Origin of the sequence: Halomonas cupida, assembly GCF_900142755.1 — a bacterium.
GTDB classification, from domain to species: Bacteria; Pseudomonadota; Gammaproteobacteria; order Pseudomonadales; family Halomonadaceae; genus Halomonas; species Halomonas cupida.
Window position 1 is genome coordinate 193,837 of sequence record NZ_FRCA01000002.1, and the last position, 22,088, is coordinate 215,924.

22 protein-coding genes are annotated in these 22,088 nt (G+C 59.4%); 13 read left to right on the forward strand and 9 right to left on the reverse strand.

Annotated features, from left to right (window positions below; all coding sequences use genetic code 11):
• Positions 1–34 precede the first annotated feature (34 nt).
• Positions 35–934, forward strand: coding sequence for a LysR substrate-binding domain-containing protein (locus tag BUE38_RS05115; protein WP_234986774.1), 900 nt, complete (start codon positions 35–37; stop codon positions 932–934).
• Between the two features lie 27 nt (positions 935–961).
• On the opposite strand, the gene BUE38_RS05120 is transcribed toward BUE38_RS05115, so the two are convergent.
• Positions 962–2,047: a TraB/GumN family protein gene (locus BUE38_RS05120; RefSeq protein WP_084541734.1), complete on the reverse strand. Its 1,086-nt coding sequence runs from the start codon at positions 2,045–2,047 to the stop codon at positions 962–964.
• A gap of 32 nt (positions 2,048–2,079) precedes the next feature.
• Positions 2,080–3,789 carry a L,D-transpeptidase family protein gene (locus BUE38_RS05125; RefSeq protein ID WP_084541735.1) on the reverse strand — a complete coding sequence of 570 codons (1,710 nt, stop codon included), beginning with the start codon at positions 3,787–3,789 and terminating at the stop codon, positions 2,080–2,082.
• A gap of 415 nt (positions 3,790–4,204) precedes the next feature.
• Between BUE38_RS05125 and BUE38_RS05130 the strand changes: the two genes are divergently transcribed.
• From BUE38_RS05130 to BUE38_RS05145, 4 genes are all read left to right on the forward strand, one after another.
• On the forward strand, positions 4,205–4,885 hold the full coding sequence (locus tag BUE38_RS05130; protein ID WP_073433966.1) for a murein L,D-transpeptidase catalytic domain family protein: 681 nt from the start codon (positions 4,205–4,207) through the stop codon (positions 4,883–4,885).
• A gap of 460 nt (positions 4,886–5,345) precedes the next feature.
• Complete coding sequence (locus BUE38_RS05135; protein ID WP_073433967.1) at positions 5,346–6,695, forward strand: MFS transporter; 1,350 nt, start codon at positions 5,346–5,348, stop codon at positions 6,693–6,695.
• Between the two features lie 246 nt (positions 6,696–6,941).
• On the forward strand, positions 6,942–7,631 hold the full coding sequence (locus BUE38_RS05140) for an SDR family oxidoreductase (RefSeq protein ID WP_073433968.1): 690 nt from the start codon (positions 6,942–6,944) through the stop codon (positions 7,629–7,631).
• 47 nt (positions 7,632–7,678) lie between these two features.
• Positions 7,679–8,158: a peroxiredoxin gene (locus BUE38_RS05145; protein WP_073433969.1), complete on the forward strand. Its 480-nt coding sequence runs from the start codon at positions 7,679–7,681 to the stop codon at positions 8,156–8,158.
• A gap of 17 nt (positions 8,159–8,175) precedes the next feature.
• Here BUE38_RS05145 and BUE38_RS22880 read toward each other — a convergent pair whose 3' ends face one another.
• Entirely contained in the window at positions 8,176–8,331 is a 156-nt protein-coding gene (locus BUE38_RS22880; protein ID WP_159438851.1) for a hypothetical protein, read from the reverse strand.
• Between the two features lie 94 nt (positions 8,332–8,425).
• Between BUE38_RS22880 and BUE38_RS05150 the strand changes: the two genes are divergently transcribed.
• Positions 8,426–8,875, forward strand: a complete 450-nt coding sequence (locus BUE38_RS05150) for a GFA family protein (RefSeq protein ID WP_084541736.1) — start codon at positions 8,426–8,428, stop codon at positions 8,873–8,875.
• A gap of 25 nt (positions 8,876–8,900) precedes the next feature.
• The gene (locus BUE38_RS22365; protein ID WP_143166203.1) at positions 8,901–9,080 is read left to right on the forward strand and encodes a hypothetical protein; all 180 of its coding nucleotides are present in this window, start codon (positions 8,901–8,903) and stop codon (positions 9,078–9,080) included.
• A gap of 41 nt (positions 9,081–9,121) precedes the next feature.
• Here the strand turns inward: BUE38_RS22365 and BUE38_RS05155 are convergent, their stop codons facing one another.
• The 5 genes from BUE38_RS05155 to BUE38_RS05175 form a co-directional block, all read right to left on the reverse strand.
• Positions 9,122–10,684 carry a phospholipase D family protein gene (locus tag BUE38_RS05155; RefSeq protein ID WP_234986797.1) on the reverse strand — a complete coding sequence of 521 codons (1,563 nt, stop codon included), beginning with the start codon at positions 10,682–10,684 and terminating at the stop codon, positions 9,122–9,124.
• A gap of 222 nt (positions 10,685–10,906) precedes the next feature.
• Complete coding sequence (locus BUE38_RS05160) at positions 10,907–11,245, reverse strand: AtuA-related protein (protein ID WP_073433970.1); 339 nt, start codon at positions 11,243–11,245, stop codon at positions 10,907–10,909.
• Complete coding sequence (locus BUE38_RS05165; protein WP_073433971.1) at positions 11,242–12,651, reverse strand: acyclic terpene utilization AtuA family protein; 1,410 nt, start codon at positions 12,649–12,651, stop codon at positions 11,242–11,244. Before BUE38_RS05165 ends, BUE38_RS05160 begins: the two co-directional genes overlap by 4 nt.
• On the reverse strand, positions 12,648–14,558 hold the full coding sequence (locus tag BUE38_RS05170) for a TRAP transporter permease (protein WP_073433972.1): 1,911 nt from the start codon (positions 14,556–14,558) through the stop codon (positions 12,648–12,650). Before BUE38_RS05170 ends, BUE38_RS05165 begins: the two co-directional genes overlap by 4 nt.
• Positions 14,559–14,665: 107 nt before the next feature.
• Complete coding sequence (locus BUE38_RS05175; protein WP_073433973.1) at positions 14,666–15,640, reverse strand: TAXI family TRAP transporter solute-binding subunit; 975 nt, start codon at positions 15,638–15,640, stop codon at positions 14,666–14,668.
• 152 nt (positions 15,641–15,792) lie between these two features.
• Between BUE38_RS05175 and BUE38_RS05180 the strand changes: the two genes are divergently transcribed.
• From BUE38_RS05180 to BUE38_RS05205, 6 genes are all read left to right on the forward strand, one after another.
• The gene (locus tag BUE38_RS05180; protein ID WP_073433974.1) at positions 15,793–16,734 is read left to right on the forward strand and encodes a LysR family transcriptional regulator; all 942 of its coding nucleotides are present in this window, start codon (positions 15,793–15,795) and stop codon (positions 16,732–16,734) included.
• 372 nt (positions 16,735–17,106) lie between these two features.
• Entirely contained in the window at positions 17,107–17,445 is a 339-nt protein-coding gene (locus tag BUE38_RS05185) for a cupin domain-containing protein (RefSeq protein WP_073433975.1), read from the forward strand.
• 165 nt (positions 17,446–17,610) lie between these two features.
• A complete protein-coding gene (locus BUE38_RS05190; protein WP_073433976.1) occupies positions 17,611–18,714 on the forward strand; it encodes a DUF4331 family protein in 1,104 nt (367 codons plus the stop codon).
• A 36-nt stretch (positions 18,715–18,750) separates the two neighbouring features.
• A complete protein-coding gene (locus BUE38_RS05195) occupies positions 18,751–19,719 on the forward strand; it encodes a DUF4198 domain-containing protein (protein WP_234986775.1) in 969 nt (322 codons plus the stop codon).
• Between the two features lie 50 nt (positions 19,720–19,769).
• The gene (locus BUE38_RS05200; RefSeq protein ID WP_200802137.1) at positions 19,770–20,363 is read left to right on the forward strand and encodes a HupE/UreJ family protein; all 594 of its coding nucleotides are present in this window, start codon (positions 19,770–19,772) and stop codon (positions 20,361–20,363) included.
• Between the two features lie 137 nt (positions 20,364–20,500).
• On the forward strand, positions 20,501–21,133 hold the full coding sequence (locus BUE38_RS05205; RefSeq protein WP_073433978.1) for a LysE family translocator: 633 nt from the start codon (positions 20,501–20,503) through the stop codon (positions 21,131–21,133).
• Here BUE38_RS05205 and cobA read toward each other — a convergent pair.
• A complete protein-coding gene (gene cobA / locus BUE38_RS05210) occupies positions 21,114–22,043 on the reverse strand; it encodes a uroporphyrinogen-III C-methyltransferase (RefSeq protein WP_234986776.1) in 930 nt (309 codons plus the stop codon). The two genes, BUE38_RS05205 and cobA, sit on opposite strands and share 20 nt — an antisense overlap.
• Positions 22,044–22,088: the final 45 nt, after the last annotated feature.

Sequence of the window (22,088 nt, forward strand, 5' to 3'; positions counted from 1 at the left end):
TTCTTTCTCTCCCATGAAGGAGAAATTCTCTCTCATGAGCCAGCCGCCATTGAAGGCCATACAGTGTTTCTGCATTGCCGCCCAACATCTCAGCTTCAAGCAGGCAGCACAGGACCTGGCCGTCACCTCGGGTGCTGTCAGTCAGCAGGTACGTCTATTGGAAAACTGGCTGGGATTTGCGCTGTTCCACAGGCGAACACGCTCCATCGAATTGACTGACGCAGGACACGCCTATTACCGGAGCATGGCGCCGCTGATGGGTGATCTGATCAATATCAGCCGCTCAGTCAAGCAGGTGAACCGAACTCAGGTGGTGAGGCTCGGCATGCCTCCGTCCTTTGCCATGATGTGCATCGGCCGACATCTACCAGCGTTGCGCCAGCAGCACCCACATATCGAGCTGCGTATACAGGCCTCCGCTGTCCTGCATTCTGTCGAGGATAGTGGCGCCGACCTGGCCGTGCGCTATCTGCCCCATCCCGACCCGGCACTGGATTGCACGCTACTGTATGAACTCGATGTGTTTCCGGTATGCAGTCCCGACTACCTGGATACCCACGCCGCCCTGACCAACGGGCGCCTGGATGGTGTAACGCTGATCCACGATATCCTTCATCAGGACTGGCACCGACTGATTCATTGTGGAGCGCTTTCGGCTGAAAACACCATGGGCCTGCACTGTGATCAATCACAGTTGGCTCTACAGGCTGCAGAACAGGGGCTGGGACTGGCCTTGAGCGACCGTGTCATGGCAGGCGATGCTCTCAGCTCCGGACGGCTGGTCAAGCCACTGAATCTACACATGGCCGCTCGACGTAACCTATACCTGGTGCATCGCCGTAGCGCACCGATCACAGCAGCGACATGCCACGTCAAACGCTGGTTGTTGGACTCGTTACAGGACGAGGGAATCGCAACACCGCCAGCTCCATGAACGCGATGTCATCCATGGACAGGCGCCTCAATCCAGCCGCTCGATGGCCCAGCCATCCCGCTCAAGCAACTTGAGTACGCCCTGCTCCCCCGGTAGATGAAGGGCGCCAAATCCCGCCACGATTCCCTTTTCTTCAGCTGCGGCTGCCTCGGCACCAGCCGTCAAGGGACCAAGCCATTGCTGGTTGCGCTGATCCATGAGCGAACTCTGCGCCAGTGCGAACTGCTCATCCACTTCATCTCGGGTGAACCGCGCACTCCTGTATTCTTCCAGACGCATAAATTCCCATACTGACCAGACATCACCGGCAAAGTAAGCTTCAGTCAAGGTGACCGCATAGTCATCGGCATAGGTACCCGCCAGGATGGAAGCACGGATCATGTCCAGTTCCTGTTCCGCCGTCAGATCGGAGAACATCGTGAAGAGTGTCTCCCACGGCTCCAGGGCATGAATCGGCAACCCGCTCTGCTGCGCCCTTTCGATCAACAGCCCGTCCAATCCCTCGAGCTCCCCGCTGCCGTCTGCTGATCGCACCAGGCAGGGAGGCATTCCAAGCATCAGCATCACGAACCAGGGCCGAAGCACTGCAGTAGCCTGAGGGGGAATCCCGCGTTCGGCCATGGCACTGGAAACGGCCTCCCACTCATCCGGGTTCAGCCGCTGCGATAATGCTGGGGTGCCCTCATCGACCAGCAACAGCGTCCCCTCCGCCAGAGCCTGATTCAACTTCGCCATTTCTTCCGGCCCAGCCTCGACATACAACGCCGCCGCACTGTCCAGTGTCTCGGATAGGCGATCCAGGGTCTGGTGGTGACGAGGGTCGTCGAGGTGCAGGGTGCCGACCAGCGTGATCTCTGCATCACCTCTGGTGGCTCGCCACAGTACGCCCTGGTGATAGGGCACCTTGCCAACAGCGGCTTCGAGCCTGGTCTGTTCGTCACCGGGCATGGCCGCCATCAGGTCGGTGCCGGTGCAACTGGCGGCCATTACCGATCCTGACCACAACGCCACGGCCCCGGCAAGCAGGCCTTGCAGCCATCGCCAAACGCTATCTCTCCCCCCTGAATGAGCAACCCGCGCGTGTAACGCCCGTCCCTGTTGGTTCTTCTTCATATCGCTGTTCCTTTCGTCATCAGAGGTTCTACTCAGAGCACCAGAGGGCGGTCCAGCGCCGCCACCACATCGGTGTCGCGATGGTAGATATCCGGACGGAATGCCAGACTGCCGTCAGTTTCCGGCTGAACGGTCCAGTAATTGAGCACCACCGGAATATGGCGCTCCAGCGAGATATTGCGGGTCTTGCCATCCGCCAGCAGACGGCTGACGCTCGCCGATGTCCCCGAGTCATCGAACAGCATCTGCGCCAGTTGCGTGACCCCCTCGACACGGATACAGCCCGAACTCAAGGCGCGTTGGGCGCGATCGAACAGATGCCTCGACGGAGTATCGTGGAGATACACGAGATGATCATTGGGAAAGCGAATCACCAGCCGCCCCAGAGGGTTGCCGGGACCGGCTCCCTGTCGCAGCATCACGCCTCCTGGATTGGACCAGTCCACGGCATGCGGATCCAGACGCTGACCCGATGGTGTCAGCGGATAGAGGCCACGACTGGCCAGATAACCTGGATTGTTGCGGACCTTCGGCAGGATATCTTCCCGATAGATGGTCGGTGGTACCGTCCAGGTCGGGTTGAGGGTCAGGTAGGTAATCTCCGAGCGCAGTGTCGGCGTACGTCGATAAGGCTGGCCGACAACGATGCGGCTGCGCCAGACCTGCCCATCAGGGCGGAAGTAGGTCAACTGATAACCGGCAATATCGACCAGCACAAAGGAGTCCGGCAGCCCGTGCAGCAACCAGCGCACGCGCTCCATGTTGACCCGAATCTGATCGATACGCTGGGACACCGACACGTTCAGCGCCAGACGGGTGTCCGGTCCCACCACGCCATCATCAGCCAGCAGGTGATGGCGCTGGAAGCGCCGCACGGCCTCAACCAGTTGTGGATCGTAGATTTCGGCGTCCGGGGCATCCAGTGAGACCTGTGGATAATAGCCGGTATCGGCGGCGATGACTCCATCACCTCCCTCCATGCCAAGGCGCTGTCGCAGCATGGCCACATCGTGATCGCGATCCCCGGGACGCAGCGGCTCATCGCGCGCGGACAGCAATGGCCAACCGCCCTGCTGTTCAATGCTCTGGTACTCGGCCAACGCCGACCGCAGTTGACGATAGGGTTCGAAATCGGGACGTGCCAGCTCGATCACCGCCTCGACATCCCCCTCATCCAGCTCTAGCGACATGGTGACCAGGTCGAAGGAGGGAGGAGCGATATCCACTTCCCACCCATTATCGATCTGGTGCGGGTCGACCTTGCCACGTTGCAGGTGAGCCATGGCAGTCAGAAGAGTACTGGTAGCCTTGCTTTCGAAGGCGCGGAGGGCCGTACTCCCTTGCCTCGACGCCAACGCCTGCTGACCTTCGATAGCCAGTTGCCGAGGGTGATAGTCGGAGGGCATCAAACCATCACCCGAAAGACTTTCCAGTGCTGCCACCAGGGCGTCGACGCGCGCCATGTTGGTCCATACCGGGCGCTGGCCACGTAGCGCGTAGAAGCGCTGCAGCTCGTCGAGGTTACCCAGCGCCGAGTCAGATACGCCGCCGACAGTGGCAGGCTGGTCGGCAAGGCTGTGCTCTACGTTGATGCTCCCATCAATACCCACCGCCGGCGGGCCAGTAGCAGCGTCGGTAGAGACGGCCAAAGCCGAACACGGTAAAGTCGTCAGCAACAGCAACAATGCCCCTTTATGCGATACTCTTCGACACTGCTCGACCAGTGAACAAGTACTGAACATGATAAATTCCCCCACGCTGGTTCTATTGAAAACTGGCCATCCTGCGCCTTATTGTCATAATTGATCCCAGAGATATGGCGCTATAATGCCTGACAGTTGAGCTTCAACCTGGTCCACCTGGACCCGGCCAACAACAAACATCCAGTTCGCATTGCGACATCACCAACAGGATGCCCGAGAGATGTCACGTCAAACGCCTTTTTCATATATGTCCCAGTGTCTGCGTTCTCTTTCATCATTATCGGTCAAAGCTGTTTCATCATTACCGTTCAGGGCCGTTTCATCTCAACCGTTCAAGACTGTTTCAGTTCAACCGTTCAGGACTGTTTCATCTCAATCGCTCAGGACTGTTTCATCTCAATCGCTCAGGGCTGTTTTATTCCTGCCGTTCAAGACTGTTTCATTATTATCGCTCATGGCTGCACTGGCTGCGCCCGCCAGTGCACAGAATTTCATGCAACAGGCACTGACTCCTCAACCAGACACCTGGCCACCACTGGCCCAGACTCTGAGCCGTCTTGCTCCCCGAGCCAACCCGGGCGTTCTGACCCTGGCGGCTCGGGCGATCCATTGCGCGGACCCCGGTGCCGAGCGATTGGCGGTCATCGACTATTCACTGCCCTCAACGCAACCGCGCATGTGGGTCTTCGACCTGCGGCAACAACAGCTGCTGTTTCGCGAACTGGTATCCCATGGCGCCGGTTCCGGCGACGCAGTTGCCAGCACTTTCTCCAACATTCCCGAGAGCCACCAGTCGAGCATCGGCCTGTTTCGTACCCTGAACAGCTACGATGGCAGCAACGGTTATTCTCTGAGACTTCAGGGCCTGGAGCCCGGCGTCAATGACAATGCCTTCGACCGAGCCATCGTGATCCACGGTGCCGACTATGTCAGCGAGGAGTTCATCGAGAAGACCGGACGTATTGGCCGCAGTCACGGCTGCCCTGCCGTTCGTTCTGAAGTCGCCATTCCGTTGATCAACAGCATCAAGGACAATCAGTATCTCTTCACCTATTATCCAGACCAGAACTGGTTACGCAGCTCTGCCTTCCTTCGCTGTCCGACTTCAGCACATCAACTGGCGATGCAGAACTGACTCAACGGGTCCACGGCTCGGGGAGGAGGTCGCAGAATCTCGCCCCGACTGGTGCCTCGCTCCGCATTGACCGAACCAGAATGTTTCCCGTCAGCATGCTCGCCTGCATTCCCACAAGAGCCCTGCAAGAGTGCAGCACTCTCCCTCAGCACCATAAACATGCATCAGCCGGCATGGCATGCACTCTGTTGCAGCGCATTATCGACGTCTGGCGCACCCAACACCCTTCAACATATTCCATCCGATTGAATTAATTCAAAAACCACGACAATGGCATCGCTCATGCTTAGGTTTGGTATGCGCTAAGCTGCGCGTGTGACGGAGGAGACTCTTCTCCGAGAATCGACGTGGACCAGGCCCCAGGCACGAGTGCGTCGAACCCGACCTTCAACGGCGAAGGCCAGCAGAGATCGTGTGTTCGTCATTCACTCGTCCACCACCAAGGGCAAGGGGCTACTCCATGCAGATTCGCCACAAGGCCAACAGGATTCGCCTGTTGACTTTCAAGACTCCCCAGATGAGAGCTTTCCACTTCTCCTGGCTCGCCTTTCATCTGTGCTTTTTCGGCTGGTTCGGAATCGCACCATTGATGGCCGTGGTACGCGATGACCTGGGACTGACCCGAACCCAGATCGGCAACACCATCATCGCCTCCGTCGCCATTACCGTGATCGTGCGCCTGGCAATCGGTGTACTGTGCGATCGCATCGGCCCTCGATTGGCCTACACCTGGTTGCTGTGTCTCGGCTCGCTACCGGTCATGAGCATCGGTCTTGCCGACAGTTTCGAGTCATTCTTCCTCGCACGCCTGGCCATCGGTGCCATTGGTGCGTCCTTCGTCATCACTCAGTACCACACCTCGATCATGTTTGCGCCCAACGTGGTCGGCACCGCCAATGCCACCTCGGCAGGCTGGGGTAATCTCGGGGGCGGCACCACGCAGATACTGATGCCGCTGATCCTCTCTGGCCTGTTGATGCTGGGGGTCAGTGAAACGCTGGGCTGGCGACTGGCCATGGTGGTCCCGGGGATCGTGCTGTTCATCACAGGGATCTGCTACTACCTCTTTACCCAGGATGCGCCGGACGGCAATTTCAGCGAGCTGCGTCAGCGCGGCGAACTGGAGCCATCCAGCGGCAGCAACAGCATGTCCAGTACCTTCGGTGCCGCCGCTCGCGACATCCGGGTCTGGGCACTGTTCGTGGTCTATGCCGCCTGCTTTGGAGTGGAACTGACGATCAACAACATCGCGGCGATCTACTTCTTCGACAACTTCGACCTGAGTCTGGCTACGGCGGGACTGATCGCCGGGCTGTTCGGCTTGATGAACATCTTTGCTCGTACCATGGGAGGTGTTCTTTCCGACCTCTTTGCACGCCGCAGTGGACTCAGGGGCCGGGTGCGTTGGCTGTTCATCGCGCTACTCTGCGAAGGTGTGGCACTGATGTTCTTCTCGCAGATGCAGGCGCTGGCACTGGCCATCGGTATCATGCTGGTCTTCAGCCTGTTCGTGCAGATGGCCGAAGGTGCCACCTTCGGTGTGGTCCCCTTCATCAATCAGCGAGCCCTCGGTGCCGTGGCCGGGATCGTCGGTGCCGGTGGGAATGCCGGAGCAGTGGCCGCTGGCTTTCTGTTCCGTTCCGAAGCCCTGTCCTGGCAGCAGGGCCTGTTCTACCTCGGCATCGCCGTGGTGGTGGCTTCACTCTGCACATTACTGGTGCGCTTCTCTCCCGAGGTCGAGGAACAACAGGCTCAAGCCTATAGTGAGGCCGCAGGAGATAATGGCGATTCCGCACTGTCACTGCGCTGACAGGTTGCATCCGGTGGCAACAGTACATTTCGCAACCGTACATTTCGCAACAGGACATTTCTCCAAAGCACATGGCGCCACAGCCCAGTCCTCCCCGAGCCCGGCTCTCTGCCGGGCTCGCCTATTTCCTGATGCAGATCCACGCTACCTCTTATGAATATTGCGATAAGTTCATGAAGTATTCATTCTGGAGCAGAGCCCGGCAGATGTGCGGGTCACGAAAATGGAGTCGGACAGGACTGTGCAATGCAAGACAAGGTATTGCTGATCACAAACGCCACCACTGGCGTTGCCATGGCCACCGCCCGTGCGGCAAGTCGTGAAGGCTACAGGCTGGTTCTGGCCGCCGATTCCCGCAGCGGCCTGGAAGCCATCACCCAGGAACTCGGCCCGGAGAATGTCGTGGCGGTGGAGGTCGATGCCACCAGTGTCCAGGATCAGGCGATCATGATCGAACAGGCGCTGGAGTATTTCGGCCACATCGACGCCATCTTCGCCAGCCCGATCAGGGAAAGTGATGCCCGCGGCCTTGGCAGCGCCGACACCGACACCTGGCAAGACATGCTGATGACCCATGTCTACAGTGTCGGCATTGCCATCCAGGCCGCACTCCCCTCTCTACGCAAGACCCAGGGCCATATCCTGTTGACCGGATTCGCCACCGGATGCCCTGTCGCCCCCGGTTCGATGTACAACATCACCCGCTGGGCGATAACCGGCATCGGCTACAATCTGCGCAGAGAACTCGAGCACAGCGGCGTGCGCGTCACCATGATCGAGCCGGGGGCGGCGGGTGATTCCGTTCTCGATGCCTCACTGGATGGCACTCTGCAGGACCGGGATATCGCCAACGCTGTGTCCCATGCCCTCGCCCAACCCCTCCATGCCGACGTCAGCAGGATACTGATCCCCCCCTCCTTTCATGTCGAGAACTGATACAGTGCAGAGGACACTCATACAACATTCGTCCAAGGAGTCCTCTGATGACCATTACCACAGGCGAGCGCCTGCCTGATGTCACACTGTTCACCAACACTGCCGATGGTCCCGGCCCGGTAACCACCAGCGAGATCTTCTCCGGTCGCAAGGTTGTGCTGTTTGCCGTCCCTGGCGCCTTCACTCCCGGCTGCTCCAATACGCATATGCCCGGTTTCGTGGTCAACGCCGACAAGCTGCTCGATAAGGTCGATACTGTGGCCTGTGTGGCGGTCAATGATGCCTTTGTCATGGGCGCCTGGCAGAAGGATCAGAACGCCGAGGCGATCACCATGCTGGCCGACGGCAACGCTGATTTCACCCGCGCCATCGGCATGGACAAGGATGCCAGCGCTGGCGGCATGGGCGTCCGCAGCCTTCGCTATGCGATGATCGTCAATGACGGCATCGTCGAATATCTCGGTGTCGACACCGAGCGTGGCGTGATCGAGGCTTCCAGCGCCGACACCGTAATGTCTCGTCTGTAGTCTGCAGGTAGGCCATCTCACTCTGGACTACTATTAACATGGCAATCAAATAGCTCATCCTGATCGATTTGATTGTCGTCCGCACCACACTGGCGCAGATACTCGGATCTGCTGGTGTGATGCGGTCTCGCGTTGGCCTGATGGCCGACGGCGGCACGTCCCTGTGCCGCCATTAACCCAACATGAAAGCATGCCGGGTTAATACTCTGGAAGGGCTCTGATGTCCGCCAGCCGGACACCCCACCAACCAGCCTGGAGATGACTGTGATGGATGAGCCGGAAAAGACCCCAGCCATGACGCTGAATGGCGCCTGCCTGTGTGGCGCCGTCCACCTCGCGGTGGAACTGGAGAAACAGAATGTCGGTGCCTGCCACTGCAATATGTGCCGTACCTGGGGCGGAGGTCCCCTGCTGGCACTCGAGTCAGTACGCCAGGTCAAGGTCGACGGCGAGGACCAGGTGAGCTACTTCTCGTCATCCGACTGGGCAGAACGTGCCTTCTGCAGCCAATGCGGTACACACCTGTTCTATCGCCTGAAGGACGACAAGCACTATGCCGTGCCGGTGGGGCTGGTCGATCACGGTGAAGCCTGGACGCTCGACAGCCAGATCTTCATTGATGAGAAACCGGGCTGGTATCACTTCGGCAACGAGACCCAGAACCTCACCGGACAGCAAGTCTTCGAAGCCTTCAACGCCAGTCAGGGAGACTATTAACCCGGCATGCTTTCATGTTGGGTTAATGGCGGCACATGGACGTGCCGCCGTCGGCCATCAGGCCGACGCGAGACCGCACCACACCAGCAGATCCGCGCATCTGCGCCAGTGTGGTGCGGACGACAATCAAATCGATCAGGATGAGCTATTTGATTGCCATGTCAATAGCGAAAACGCTGGCTCAACCCCACGGAACCGACCATGACACGGCCGATTCCCTGGCGTCTGTACTTTCCCATGGTGACCTTACAGTAGCCACTCTATCGGCAGCAGCGAGATGAACGACACCGCACCGCGCCTGAACAGGCTTGAGTTGGGTTCCTGGTCGTAACGCAGAACCCCTTGTGGGGTGCGCTCGAGCCAGTACATATCGCCGTTGTCGTCAAGCTTGACCTCATAGGCATGCTCGATCACGTCGGTATTGAAGACTTCCGCCAGCATCTCGGCCAGTTCCGGGCTATCGATCACGAATCCCAGCTCGGTATTGAGCTCTGTGGAGCGTGGGTCGAAATTGAAAGACCCCACGAACAGCTTTTCGCCGTCCACGGCGAAAGTCTTGGCATGCAGACTGACGCCGGAACTGCCCAGAGGGCCTGCCGCATCGCGGATACCTTCCATCCCTGGACCACGACGCTTGAGTTCGAACAGCTGCACCCCGGCCTCGAGTAGTTCGCGACGTCGCTTGGCATAACCGACATGCACCGCAGCCACATCAGTCGCCTCCAGCGCATTGGTCAGAATCGTCACCTCGACCCCTCGCTGTTCCATCTCCGAGAACAACCGGGTGCCCCTTTCCACCGGCACGAAGTACGGCGAGACCAGGTATACGCTTTGCTGTGGATAGCCAATCACTCGCTGCAGACCATCGGTAAGCAGACCGTCATCCTTGGCAAGCCCCAGGCCCTTGGCCGGATCATCGCTGACCAGTGTCGTCGGTGCCCAGATCAGGTCGACCTCACTCTGCTCCAGCGCCTGACCGAGCGGGCTTTCGGTGATCGACTGACGATATTTCAGCGTCTCGGGCGAGTCGACCGCCGCATTGACCTCCTGCTGGAAACGTTCCAGCCCCTGCGGCCCAACCGAGGCCAGTACCCTTGATGCCGGCCAGGACGAGGCACTGGCCCAGTAGCGATCAAAATCAGCGGAAACATCCTGCACCACAGGCCCCACCGCCACCACATCAAGGTCTGCAAAGGACACTGCCTCGCTGGCACCGAAGTATTCATCGGCGATGTTACGCCCTCCGATCACGGTGGCCTGATTATCCACGGTGAACGACTTGTTGTGCATGCGGCGGTTGGCTCGGTGGAAGTCGGTGATATACCCCACCAATCGCGGTGAGCGCACCAGAAAGGGGTTGAACAGCCGAACTTCGATATAGGGATGGGCATCCAGCGCGGCAATCTTCTCATCACGACCGGCCGTATTGATATCGTCCAGCAGCAGACGCACTCGCACGTCACGGTCGGCCGCATCCAGCATCGCCTTGTAGAGCATGGTGCCGGTCACATCGTCGTTCCAGATGTAGTACTGGATATCCAGCGTATGCTCCGCCGCTGCCGCCAGTAACCAGCGGGCGGAAAAGGCATCCAGTGGCTGGCGCAACTGGTAGATACCGCTCTCGCCCGGATGTGCCTCCATCGCTGGCGCGATGAGCCGACCGAGCGAGGTATCCCGAGTCAGCTCTACCGGTATGGCATGGGTCACACTGCGCCCTTCCGGGGGAGGCAGAGTGCTGCAGGCCGTCAGTGCGCCCATCAGCATCAAGGCCGTCACCGGCACGCAGCGAGCAGCAACGAATCGAATCACGTTGTTCAAGGGCCGATTTCCGAATTCAGGTATATCACTTGTCCATTGACGTATTGTGCACCTGTCTTCTCTCCAGTCCTATCGTGGATCCTGCCACTGCAGGCCCCGCGCTCCATGAACGAGGCTGGGCCAATACCCTGTTTTACGGAGCTGGTGGACGCATGCTTTCTGCGGAAGTGCCTCAGCAATGGTCACAGGAGTCCTGCGCCAATACCTTGCGGATCACTCAGCACTCAATGGCATCGACAGCAACAGGAAGGAGAGTGTCTTGCCATGCCCGTCCAGATTCAGAGCGCCGTTGACTCCCCCCTGCAGCACATCGTCAATGACGAGGTTCATGCCATGCAGCCCAGGCATCGAATAACGCTTCACTTCAGAGGCTCCACGATGTGCAAACAGCGCCAGCACTCGCTCCTCGGTGACGACTTCCATCAACAATGGGAAGTCGTGAGGGTCATAGACGAAAACGGCGAGGTTGAGGCGATTTCCCTTGTCACCAGCGCGAGCATGGGCAATGTCGTGCAGACACCGCGCGCGACGGGTCTGGAGCGGTATAGTCATGATGCGGCCCTCTTTTCCCCCAATGACTCCGGAGCGTCGGTATCGCCCCTGTACCACCTGGCGCCAGCAACGATATCTTCACGTCTGACCAGCCAGGAGGCGCTCAACAGGCGTCGTTGAAAGTGACGTCGGACGCCACCACCACCTGCTGGGCCCGCACAGTAGAGGGCCATCAACTCCTGAGTAGCACGCTCCACCCAGCGTCGCTCAGAGTGCTCGACAGCCAGCCTGAGCCGATAATCACCGTCCGGCTGCTCATCGCCCTGATTGGCCATTCCACCATCATCATCATTGAATACGCTGAGGTGACCGATGATGTCGAAACGCGCACGCAGATCGACGGGCGTACGGAAGCCGAGGCGTTCACGCAGCACGTCCGCCGCCAGCCGGGCCCGCGCCAGAGCGTTGGGCCCGGCGTAGGAGATCTCCGCCTCGCCCTGCCAGCCGGCGTCGTAGCAGATCGTGGTCTTGAGCCTCTCCGGCGCGGGCTTGCCGCGAATACCACGCACCTCGACCCGATCCGTGGCGAGCTGACGAACTTCAACCTCGGTGAGATCCACTATCACATCCGGCGTCAGATAATTGGCCGGGTCATGGACCTCATAAAGTAGTTGCTCCTTGACGGTGCGCTCGGTGACCAGCCCACCGGTCCCGGCGGGCTTGGTCACCACCAGTACCCCGTCTGCCTCGACGTCAATGATCGGGTACCCGAGGTGCGCCATACCCGGCACATCCTTGAACCCCGGATCGGCGAAATAGCCTCCGCTGACCTGGGCGCCACACTCCCCCAGGTGCCCCGCCATCATGCCCGCCGCCAGCCGATCCCAGTCGTCCCGGGCCCAGCCGAAGTGATCGATCAACGGCGCCAGAAAAAGCGCGGGATCCGCCACTCTTCCGGCCACCACCACCTCAGCACCAAGCTGCAAAGCCTCCACCAATGGCTGTGCTCCCAGGTACACGTTCGCCGACACCAGTGCTGTCTCATCCGGCAAGTCACCGACCTCGGCCTCCCAGGGCACCAGGTCCAGATGACTTAAACGCTGCCGAATGTCATCGCCATAGACTTCCACCAGCGCAACGTCGGGCAACCCGAGACGCTTCGCCAATGCTTCGATCCGACGGCAGGCACCATCAGGGTCTGCCGCACCGAAGTTGCCGAGAATGCGAATACCTCGGGATAGACACTTTTCCAGTATTGGCTCGATCAGTTCGTCGATCAGCGGCTCATAGCCGCCTTGCGGATCCTCGCGCATGCGTCGATGCGCAGCCGCCAGGGTACGCTCGCCGAGGGTCTCGAATATCAGCGCACAGGGTTCACCACGTCGAATCAGCTCATCGACCACGGCAATCGCCGCATCGGTGCGATCGCCGGAGAAGCCCGCACCACTACCCAGCAGGAAACTCATGCCCCAGTCCTCCTGGAATGACTCGCTACTGTCTGGCGCGCTGAAGCGCTCTCCGGCAACCGTGCCAGACGACGTCGGCGAAGAATGAAGATCAACACCGTCATCGCCAGAGCAGCTGCTGTGGTCAGCCAACCCGGAGTAAGCGCCAGTGCAATGATGACAATCAGTGCCAGCAGATCCAGCCAACCACGGCCACTGAATTCGCAGCGCGACATCAACGCTGCGAATGCCGTGACAAACACCACGCCCTGACACAGCGCCAGCACGATATCGATACCACTGCCGAACCCAGCCAGAGCGGGATAGATCAACAACAGAAACGGAATTACATAGATGGCAGCCGCCAGTCGCACGGCCTCGAAGGCCGAAGTCAGCCAGGTGGTCTCGGCAATACCCGCTGCGACGAAGACAGCGACACAGACCGGCGGCGTGATCACCGACAGCGTCGCGAAGTAGAACACGAACAGATGAGCGATCAGTGGGTCGACACCGATGCCGGTCAAGGCAGGTGCCAGCACCGAAGCCACCAGCACATAGGCCGCCGTGGTCGGAATTCCCATCCCCAGAATCAGGCAGACCGCCGCCACGATCACCGCTACGACCAGCGTCGACTGACCAACATCCACGATCAGACTGGTCAGGGTAACGCCGATTCCTGTCATGCCAATCATCGCCACCAGAATCTGCGCGCCGGCCAGCAACACGCCGATGATGACCATTCCGCGCCCGGCGTCCTGCAATCCCTGGAGCAGCGTCACGACCAACTCACGCAGCGACGTGCCTGCACGCAGTCCAAACAGGACATAGCTGATCGCCGTCAGGGCGATGCCATAGAAGGCGGCGGTCTGAATCGACTTGCCGCTCAGTACTCCAGCAAACAGCCCTCCCAGAGCCGCCAGAATCGGTACCAGCCGCGACGCCTTGAGAATCGTCTGCCAGGACGGGAGCTCTTCCGCCGGTACCACGCACAGCCCGCGACGACGCGCCACCAGATGGATGGTGAGGAAGACACCGAGATAGAACAACACTGCTGGAATCAACGCCGCCAGCGCAATGCGGACGTAACTCTCTCCGAGGATCTCCGCCATGATGAAGGCTGCCGCGCCCAGTATGGGCGGCGCCACCTGGCCACCGGTCGAGGCCACTGCTTCAACACCCGCGGCGAAAGGGGCCGGATAACCGAGTCGCTTCATCATGGGTATGGTGAAGTTGCCGGTGGTCGCCACGTTGGCCACTGCGCTGCCACTGACCATGCCGAACAGCCCCGAGGCCACTGTGGCAACCTTGGCGGCACCGCCTGGTGAACGGCCACTGATGCGCAGCGCCAGATCCATGAAGGTGTTGCCGCCTCCGGTGTGCAGCAGTATGCCTCCGAACATCACGAAGGCAGCAATGGTGGTCGCTGCCACTCCGACCAGCATGCCCCAGATGCCGAGGTCTCCCAGATACAGGGTTTCGGTGATGTAGAAGATATCGAAACCTCGGTGGCCAAGTGGACCGGGAATCCATTCACCCAGCCAGGCATAGGCCAGCCCCACTACCACCAACAGCGGAAAGATCAGGCCGATGGCGCGACGCGACAGCTCGAGAATAGTCACCACCAGCACCGCACACAGCGCCAGGTCTCGCGTGCTCGCCCAGGGCAGTTCGGTGAGGATCTGTTGGTGGTGCGTCGCAACATAGCCGCAGGCAACAACACTCCCCACGGCCAGCACCAGATCCACAGCCCCCCCTACGGGGCGCCACACCTTGTTCTTCCCCAGCGGATAGAGCGTCAGACCCAGCAGAATCACCAGGCTCAGGAACAGGCTGCGCTGCACCAGGCTCTCGAAGGAGCCGAATGCCGAGGTATAGAGGATCATCGAGCCCAGCAGCAACGCCAGGCAACGGGATATCAGAGTCAGCATGGAAATGTCTCGCTATGCGGTGACGCTGGTCATCAACCGAGCTCAAGGCTGTTTCAACCGGGCTCAGGGCTGTTTCAACCGGGCTCAGGGCTGTTCTTCCACCAGACTCAGGGCTGTTCGACCGGCATCAAGGCATCAGGAATCTCGTAACCCTGCTCCTCGAAGTAGCGCGCCGCACCGGGATGCAAAGGAACGCTTCCGACCGACAGTGTCATTTCGGCCATGTCCTCACCTTCCAGTGCCGCAAAGGCATTGACCTGAGGTTCAGGATGCTCCATCACCGCCTTGACGATCCGATAGGCGGTTTCCTCATCCAGCGAGGGAGAGGCGTGCATGGCCACACCAAAGGCCCAGGTGGTGTAGGCAGGAATACCTTCGGCAGCACCTTCCGGGATATCGACCACCGCGAGGTCCGGCATCTCGCTACGCAATGTTTCTGCCTGCTGTTGATCCAGTGACAGTACCGCGACATCAGTGAAGGTGGCGATATCCATGGTCGAGCCATCAAGACGCTTGCCAACTCCAGACTTGACGTAACCGGCAATGCGACCGTCCTTGATCGAATCCACCACATCCGTGGTCGAACCGCGCACGTATTCCGGTGTAATGCCCAGGGTCTCCAGCACCGCCTCGGTGGTTGTCTCGGTGGATGATCCGGTGATCCCGGGGTTGAGCCGTACGCCATCAAGCTCCGCCAGGCGGGAAACACCCGCATCCTGACGCAGCACTACATTCTGTGGTGCTACGGTATAGACCCACAGTAGGCGCGTATCCACTGGACGTGAGGCATAGTCTCCCTCACCGGCATACGCTTGATAGCCGGTATTGGTGGTCACCAGCCCCATGTCGATCTGATCACGGCTCAGGCGGCGCAGATTGTCGACCGTAGCCCCTGTCTCCGCTACGGAGGCATCAACGCTCTCGACGTGCTCGTTGATCAACTGATTGACAGCGACAAAGTAACCGTAATGACTGGAAGAGCTGGAAGTAGAGCCGATCAGCAGACGTTGTTGCGCCTCGACCGATGACACGCCGGCCAGCATGGCAATACTTGCCGCTACAGTGGCAATACGAAATTTCATGGCGTACTCCTGCCCTCGAGGGCTTGTTGTTGTGCCACAAGAGAAGTCGTGGGATTCGAGTCCTGCCCTCCCACAAGATGAACGACTCCAGCATGGTCGGCAGACTACGTTTTGACTATTGAATAGTTTTTAAAAAACGTTTTAATAAATTTATGAATCCCAGCATCAAGCAGCTTCAGGCCTTTGTCATCGTTTCTCGCTCTCGCAGTCTGGCGCAAGCCAGCGAACGACTGCACCTGTCACAGCCAGCCATCTCGATTGCGCTGAAGAACCTCGAGGAACAGGTCGGCGGCAAGCTGTTCAGCCGCGACGGGCGGCAGCTCAGCCTGACCCCGGAAGGACGCGACTTTCTCCCCACTGCCCAGCGCCTGCTGCAGGATTGGCAAGAGGCCTTCGATGATCTCGGTGCGCTGTTCTCCAAACAACGCGGCAAGGTCACCATCGCCGCTCTGCCGACCCTGGCTGCGGGCCTGGTGCCCGGTGTCATCGCCGAGTTTCACCGCCACTACCCACGCATCAATCTGAGCCTGCACGACGTGCTCGCCGATGAAGTCACCGGCATGGTGCGCGATGAGCGTGCAGACTTCGGACTATCGGTGCCCCCTCGAGATGCCGAGGACCTCGATTTCACTCCAATCATCGATGACCAGAACGTCGTGGTCTGCGCACAGGGTCATCCGCTGCTGGAGCACCGGGAAGTGGCCTGGCGATTGCTGGCGGATTACCCCTTCATCGGTATCCACCGCCAATCCAGCTCTCGCCAACAGATCGACCAGTTGATGGAAGATATCGGCTGTCGCCTGGATATCCTCTGTGACGCCAGCCAGATTGCCACCGTCGGGCGTATGGTCGCGGCGGGCCTCGGCATCAGCGTGTTGCCATCATTGAGTTTCCGCCAGATATCTCTGGACGGGCTTGATTATCGACCACTGGTCGAGCCTCGCTTGCCTCGCCATCTCGGTATCATCACCCGGCGCCATGCAGCCCTTTCTTCTGCCGCTGTCGCCCTGCTGGCAATGCTGCGCAGTGCGGCTTCCGACATGGAAGAGATCGCCACTGGATCCACTCGAGAAATCATCCCCCCCTCTACCTGAGCTACTGGCTACCCGACGCTTCTCCGCAAATCAGCTGCTTCCCTGTCGACATCATTACCGAGTCAGCTCGCCTCCAACCAGGGAGTTGCGGGTATCTCATCGGCAACGAGCCTGAATCCAGGCTCCCTACTAAAAGCACTGTGCACATACGACCTTTCCCACAGCCGAATAAGGCCCGGGACATGGACACCTATCCCGGAGCCCCCTAGGCTTTAGCCATGCCAAAAGAAACAATAAATTACACAGATGTCTTGCATGAAAACTTAACACAATCAATTACATGCACGGTTTCTGTCAACAATCTTTACACAACAACACCAGCCACCGGAACGGACTCTCCGAGTGAGCAGGAAATACAAAAGGACCGCCGCAATGACCAAACCATTCAAGAAGTACAAGCTCAACGATGACGTCACCCTTCAGATGGTGTCCTACACCGAAGAAATGATGGTCGCCAGACTGTGGTTTACCGGGAAGGGGTTCGAGGGCACACATCACCATTTCAATCAGGAAGCCAACATTGTCATCTCCGGAAAGTTCGAAGCGACCAACGGTGACCAGAAGGTCCTTCTGACCGCTGGCGACTCCGTTCTGGTGCACTCGGAAGACCCGCACAATCTGGAGTGCCTGACACCAACAGGCGAGATTCTGACCTGCTGGACACCTGCCAGAGCCGACATCATCGAAAAGTATGCCGAACGGGAAGAATAGTCCGCACAGCCTGTGTCTCCTTGCCTGCCTACTTCCCGCTGTTGATGCGGGATTGTTCAGAGCAGGGAGCCACCAGTTGTCCATGAGCTCTGCTTACGCAGGGAGCTCAACGCTCGACAGTGGTATCAACCTGATCGACGCGCTCTTGCGTTTCTGGAGATCTCAATGAGTTTCAAGAAGATGAATTTCAAGAAGATGCATTTCAAGAACAAAGGTGTCATCGCTGTCACGGCAGCCATCATCAGCGGGGCCTGTCTGGTCAGCAGCCAGGCCCTCGCCAGTCATCACTTCGAAACGACCTTCGTCCAGAAGAATCCGACCTTGAATCAGTCGGACAACTACGTCTTTGCTTCCGAACGCCCCGACCACACGGTGTTCGTCATGGATGTCAGCGTAACGCCCGAGGCTGGAGAGGGAGGCATCTTCTCAACCGACGCCCTCTACAACATCCACGTCTCCAGTGACGAGACCTTCGAGACAGGGCATACCTTTACCCTCGACTTCAATGAAGATAACCAGTTCACCGTCTATCAGTCAGAGACTCCCAACGGAGATGTCGGTACTGTCGGTGACGAAATCGGCGAAGGCACTATCGGCGAAGCCAGCGAATTGTCCGGTGGTATCAAGGTCTGGGCCGGCGCCATCCAGGACCCCTTCTACGGGAACTCTCCCAGCCTGGGCCTGTTGCGTGCTCAACTCAATGCTGGCCAGCCCTACAACCCCGATATCTGGGCACAGGCCGAAGGCACCAGTATCTTCGTAGGTCGCAAGGCCGGTTCCATCGTCCTCGATGTGCCGAATTCAATGCTCGGCTCCACCACCCGCACCTTCATGACCACGTCGATCCCACAGGGCGATGGCTGGCGTCAGGTGCAATACTCAGCCAACCCACTGTTCTCACATATCATGCTGTTCGAGAACGAGGCTCTGAAAGTGAGCCATGATCGTAGTCGTCCGAACATGCAGAATGCCATCAAGCCCATCGTCGCAGCGCGTGTCTCTCGCGCCGCCACTCTGGCCGACTCACAGGAAGACCCCATCAAGTACGGCAATGAGGTTGCCGATATGCTGGTACCGGACGTGCTGACCTATGAAACAGGAACGCCTGCAACATACAGCGCCGCCGAGCGCAACGGCCGCCCACTGGATGATGATGCCATGAGCGAAGTGCTGACCATGCTGCTGGGCACGCCAACGGACCAGAAGATCGAGAATCCGAAGCTGTACACCGAGTCCTTCCCCTATGTGATACCGGTGTCCGTGGAATGATCGCGACACAACGCGAGTCATGATGATCTGGCGGTGGTGGGGTCCCCACTGCCGCCCCTTCCAGATTTCTTGTTACCCGAGGGAGCAGCCTTGTTCTCAGTCGCGTCATTCCCAACACTCCTTCGTTCCCCACCTTCCTTTCGCCTGTTGCGCCAGAGCTTCATCACATCAACGGCCCGCGTCATCACATCATCCATTCGACCAGGCTGCCTGACGGGCTGCTGTGTTGCCCTACTTCTGGCTCCAGCGGCATATGCCCATGAATTCTGGCTGGTACCACACGACGGTATTACCCACGAGGGCAAGCGAGTCGTCTTCGAACTGCGAATCGGCCCGACCTGGCCTGGAGTGCAGACACCCCGTATCCCCGATCTTGTCAGCTGGTTTCAGGCCAGGGATGTCGAGGGTACGCGCGAGGTTGATGGTCGAGAAGGCGCTCTCGCGGTGGGCAACATCACCGCTCGAGCCCCCGGTTCGCTGGTGGTCGCCATGCGCACCAACTCCGCCTCAACCGAGTTGCCTGGCGACGAGTTCAATCAATATCTCGAGGAAGAAGGCCTGAATAACGTCCTTGCACTGCGTGAGAAGTTTGGACTGATGGACGCTCCGGGACGCGAGATATTCTCGCGCTGTGCCAAGAGCATCATCCTCGTTGATGAGCAGAGTCAGGGCTACGACCAACAGATGGATCTTCCGCTGGAACTTGTCCCGCGCACCGATCCGCTGCATGCCAGCACACAGGTGCCTCTTGATCTGCAGCTGCTGTTCCACGGACAGCCACTGGCAGGCGCGCTGGTCAAGGCCCAACTCAAGGCAGACCCTGTCGTCGAGCTGACCGCCAGATCGAATGCTCAGGGCATGGTGTCATTTGATCTGATGGAGCCCGGGCTATGGCTGTTCAACGCCGTGCACATGGAACCAAGCGGCGACGACAGCGCCGACTGGGAGAGCCTGTGGAGCTCTCTGACCATCGACCTGACCGATCAATTTGACCAGGCCAACTGATTCACCTTGAGCAACTCATTTACCTTGACCAACCTGGGAACCCGCACCCCATGAAGACGCCTTTCCGTTCCATTACGATGTTTCAGCCCCTGATGTGGCTCGCTCTGCTGCTGATAAGCAGTTACGCCGAAGCTCACACCGGCCTGGGTGGAGGCTGGCTACACCCGCTCTCGGGACTCGACCACCTGCTGGCCATGCTTGCCATAGGTGCGTGGAGCTGTCAGATGGGCGGACGGGCCATCTGGATCGTGCCCAGCGCCTTTGTAGGCAGTATGATTCTCGGCGGACTGCTGGGGTTCCAGCAGATCAATCTCCCCGGAGTGGAACTGGGAATAACGCTTTCCGTTGTACTGCTCGGCCTGGCCATCGGCCTGGAAAGAACCTTTCCGGTTGTCATCGCCGCTCTGGCAGTGGGTATCTTCGGCCTTTTTCATGGATACGCCCACGGCTATGAAATGCCGGTCATGGACAACAAGCTGACCTATACCCTCGGCTTCGTCGCCACCACCGTCACCCTACATGTGGTGGGGGCCATGACCGCCCTGCTGTTGCTCAAGCTCTCCAGTGGAAGTCACATCCTGCGCCTGCTGGGATGGGCCTGTGCCTTGAGCGGAGCCTGGCTGATGTTCCAGCTTTATCAGTAACCACTCTTCTCCCGGCCATCAACCGATGGCCGGGAGCTCCGGCGATGGAATACATTCGCCCCTTCCATTGGTCACCGGGATATGGCTAGCTCCATATTCATCTTCATCCTCAGCCTTGCCCTTTCGGGAGTGACTTCATGGACGTTCAACTCTGGCTGGCGTTTGTCGCCGCCTCCACCGCCTTGTTGTTGATTCCCGGCCCCACGGTGCTGCTGGTGTTGAGCTATGCCCTGAGTCAGGGTCGAACCGTGGCGCTGGCCACTGTGGCGGGAGTATCGCTGGGAGACCTGCTGGCGATGTGTGCCTCCCTTGCTGGGCTGGGGGCGGTGGTCATGACATCAGCCACCGTATTCACGGCACTGAAATGGCTGGGCGCCGTCTATCTGGTCTACCTGGGTATCAAGCTGTTTCGCAGTGCTTCCACAGCCAGCCCCAACGACCTGACCCAGACGAGCGGAGCTTCGGCACGCAAGGTGTTTACCCATGCCACCATCGTGACCGCGCTGAATCCCAAGTCCATTGCCTTCTTCATTGCCTTCGTGCCCCAGTTCATCACGCCGGGGAATGCTCTGTTGCCCCAGTTCATGGTACTGACCGGTACCTTTGTCGGCCTGGCTGCCATCAACGCCCTGGCCTACGCGCTACTCGCTGACAAGCTGCGTCGCCGTATCGCCCGGCCAGCGGTAATGGCAGCCCTGTCCCGCTTCAGTGGCAGTGCTCTGGTGGTCATGGGCATTGCCACGGCGACTCTCAAGCGCTCTTCGCCTTGAACAGATCATGATCCTCAGTATCGATATCCACCACACGGAGATCCATGGCGCGGCGCTGGTGTGCCATCGAGACGATACTGCCGACGATGATCAGACAAGGTGATGGCAAGGGATTGTCTCGCAACTGCTCCGGCATATCGGCGAGCGTCCCCACCAGACTCTGCTGTTCGGCAAGGCTGGCGTTGGCCACCAGCATCACCGGCCATTCGTCAGCCAGCCCGGCACCGCGTAGTCCTCGACAGATCGCCTCCAGTTTGTTGAGCCCCATATAGAACACCAGCGTCTCGTCCTCACGTGCCAATGCCGTCCAGTCCGGCTCACCACCTTCCCGACATTGCTGGGCCGTAATCAAGCGCAACGTCTGGGCGTGAGAGCGATCGGTCAACGGTATCCCCATGGCTGCACAGGCGCTCGAGGCTGCCGTGATACCAGGTACGATCTCACTGGACACGCCGGCATCATCGAGTGCCGCCAGTTCCTCGCCCATTCGGCCGAACACCCCAGGGTCACCGCCCTTGAGACGCACCACCCTCCTGCCCTGCCGTGCCAGGCTGACCAGACGCTGGCCGATTTCCTCCTGGGCCACGCTATGGTGGCCGCGGGCCTTGCCCACATAATGGCGTTCGACGTGAGCCGGAATCATCGCCAGTACCTCGTCGCCAACCAGTCGATCGTAGACCACCGCATCGGCCCGTTGCAGGCAACGCCATGCTTTCAAGGTAAGTAGATCTCCTGCTCCACTACCGGCACCGACCAGGTACACCCTGCCCTGCACCGGCCTGGATGCACCGTCGGCCTCTCCGCTGGTACTGCCCGACAAGCCCCGGTGCAGATGTCCCTCGAAGCGCTTCTCCAGTCGCAGAGCCTGGCGTGCGACACTGGCCGCCAGCTTCATCAGGCGACGCTGCATGAACACTCCCCCAGACCACGGCGGGCGCTCTACGGACGCCTGAGG

Excerpts from the sequence above, each read along its gene's own strand:
- BUE38_RS05115 (WP_234986774.1), top strand. The coding sequence starts at position 35 with ATGAGCCAGCCGCCATTGAAGGCCATACAGTGTTTCTGCATTGCCGCC.
- BUE38_RS05120 (WP_084541734.1), bottom strand. The coding sequence starts at position 2,047 with ATGAAGAAGAACCAACAGGGACGGGCGTTACACGCGCGGGTTGCTCAT.
- BUE38_RS05125 (WP_084541735.1), bottom strand. The coding sequence starts at position 3,789 with ATGTTCAGTACTTGTTCACTGGTCGAGCAGTGTCGAAGAGTATCGCAT.
- BUE38_RS05130 (WP_073433966.1), top strand. The coding sequence starts at position 4,205 with ATGGCTGCACTGGCTGCGCCCGCCAGTGCACAGAATTTCATGCAACAG.
- BUE38_RS05135 (WP_073433967.1), top strand. The coding sequence starts at position 5,346 with ATGCAGATTCGCCACAAGGCCAACAGGATTCGCCTGTTGACTTTCAAG.
- BUE38_RS05140 (WP_073433968.1), top strand. The coding sequence starts at position 6,942 with ATGCAAGACAAGGTATTGCTGATCACAAACGCCACCACTGGCGTTGCC.
- BUE38_RS05145 (WP_073433969.1), top strand. The coding sequence starts at position 7,679 with ATGACCATTACCACAGGCGAGCGCCTGCCTGATGTCACACTGTTCACC.
- BUE38_RS22880 (WP_159438851.1), bottom strand. The coding sequence starts at position 8,331 with ATGGCGGCACAGGGACGTGCCGCCGTCGGCCATCAGGCCAACGCGAGA.
- BUE38_RS05150 (WP_084541736.1), top strand. The coding sequence starts at position 8,426 with ATGGATGAGCCGGAAAAGACCCCAGCCATGACGCTGAATGGCGCCTGC.
- BUE38_RS22365 (WP_143166203.1), top strand. The coding sequence starts at position 8,901 with ATGGCGGCACATGGACGTGCCGCCGTCGGCCATCAGGCCGACGCGAGA.
- BUE38_RS05160 (WP_073433970.1), bottom strand. The coding sequence starts at position 11,245 with ATGACTATACCGCTCCAGACCCGTCGCGCGCGGTGTCTGCACGACATT.
- BUE38_RS05165 (WP_073433971.1), bottom strand. The coding sequence starts at position 12,651 with ATGAGTTTCCTGCTGGGTAGTGGTGCGGGCTTCTCCGGCGATCGCACC.
- BUE38_RS05170 (WP_073433972.1), bottom strand. The coding sequence starts at position 14,558 with ATGCTGACTCTGATATCCCGTTGCCTGGCGTTGCTGCTGGGCTCGATG.
- BUE38_RS05175 (WP_073433973.1), bottom strand. The coding sequence starts at position 15,640 with ATGAAATTTCGTATTGCCACTGTAGCGGCAAGTATTGCCATGCTGGCC.
- BUE38_RS05180 (WP_073433974.1), top strand. The coding sequence starts at position 15,793 with ATGAATCCCAGCATCAAGCAGCTTCAGGCCTTTGTCATCGTTTCTCGC.
- BUE38_RS05185 (WP_073433975.1), top strand. The coding sequence starts at position 17,107 with ATGACCAAACCATTCAAGAAGTACAAGCTCAACGATGACGTCACCCTT.
- BUE38_RS05190 (WP_073433976.1), top strand. The coding sequence starts at position 17,611 with ATGAGTTTCAAGAAGATGAATTTCAAGAAGATGCATTTCAAGAACAAA.
- BUE38_RS05200 (WP_200802137.1), top strand. The coding sequence starts at position 19,770 with ATGAAGACGCCTTTCCGTTCCATTACGATGTTTCAGCCCCTGATGTGG.
- BUE38_RS05205 (WP_073433978.1), top strand. The coding sequence starts at position 20,501 with ATGGACGTTCAACTCTGGCTGGCGTTTGTCGCCGCCTCCACCGCCTTG.
- cobA (WP_234986776.1), bottom strand. The coding sequence starts at position 22,043 with ATGCAGCGTCGCCTGATGAAGCTGGCGGCCAGTGTCGCACGCCAGGCT.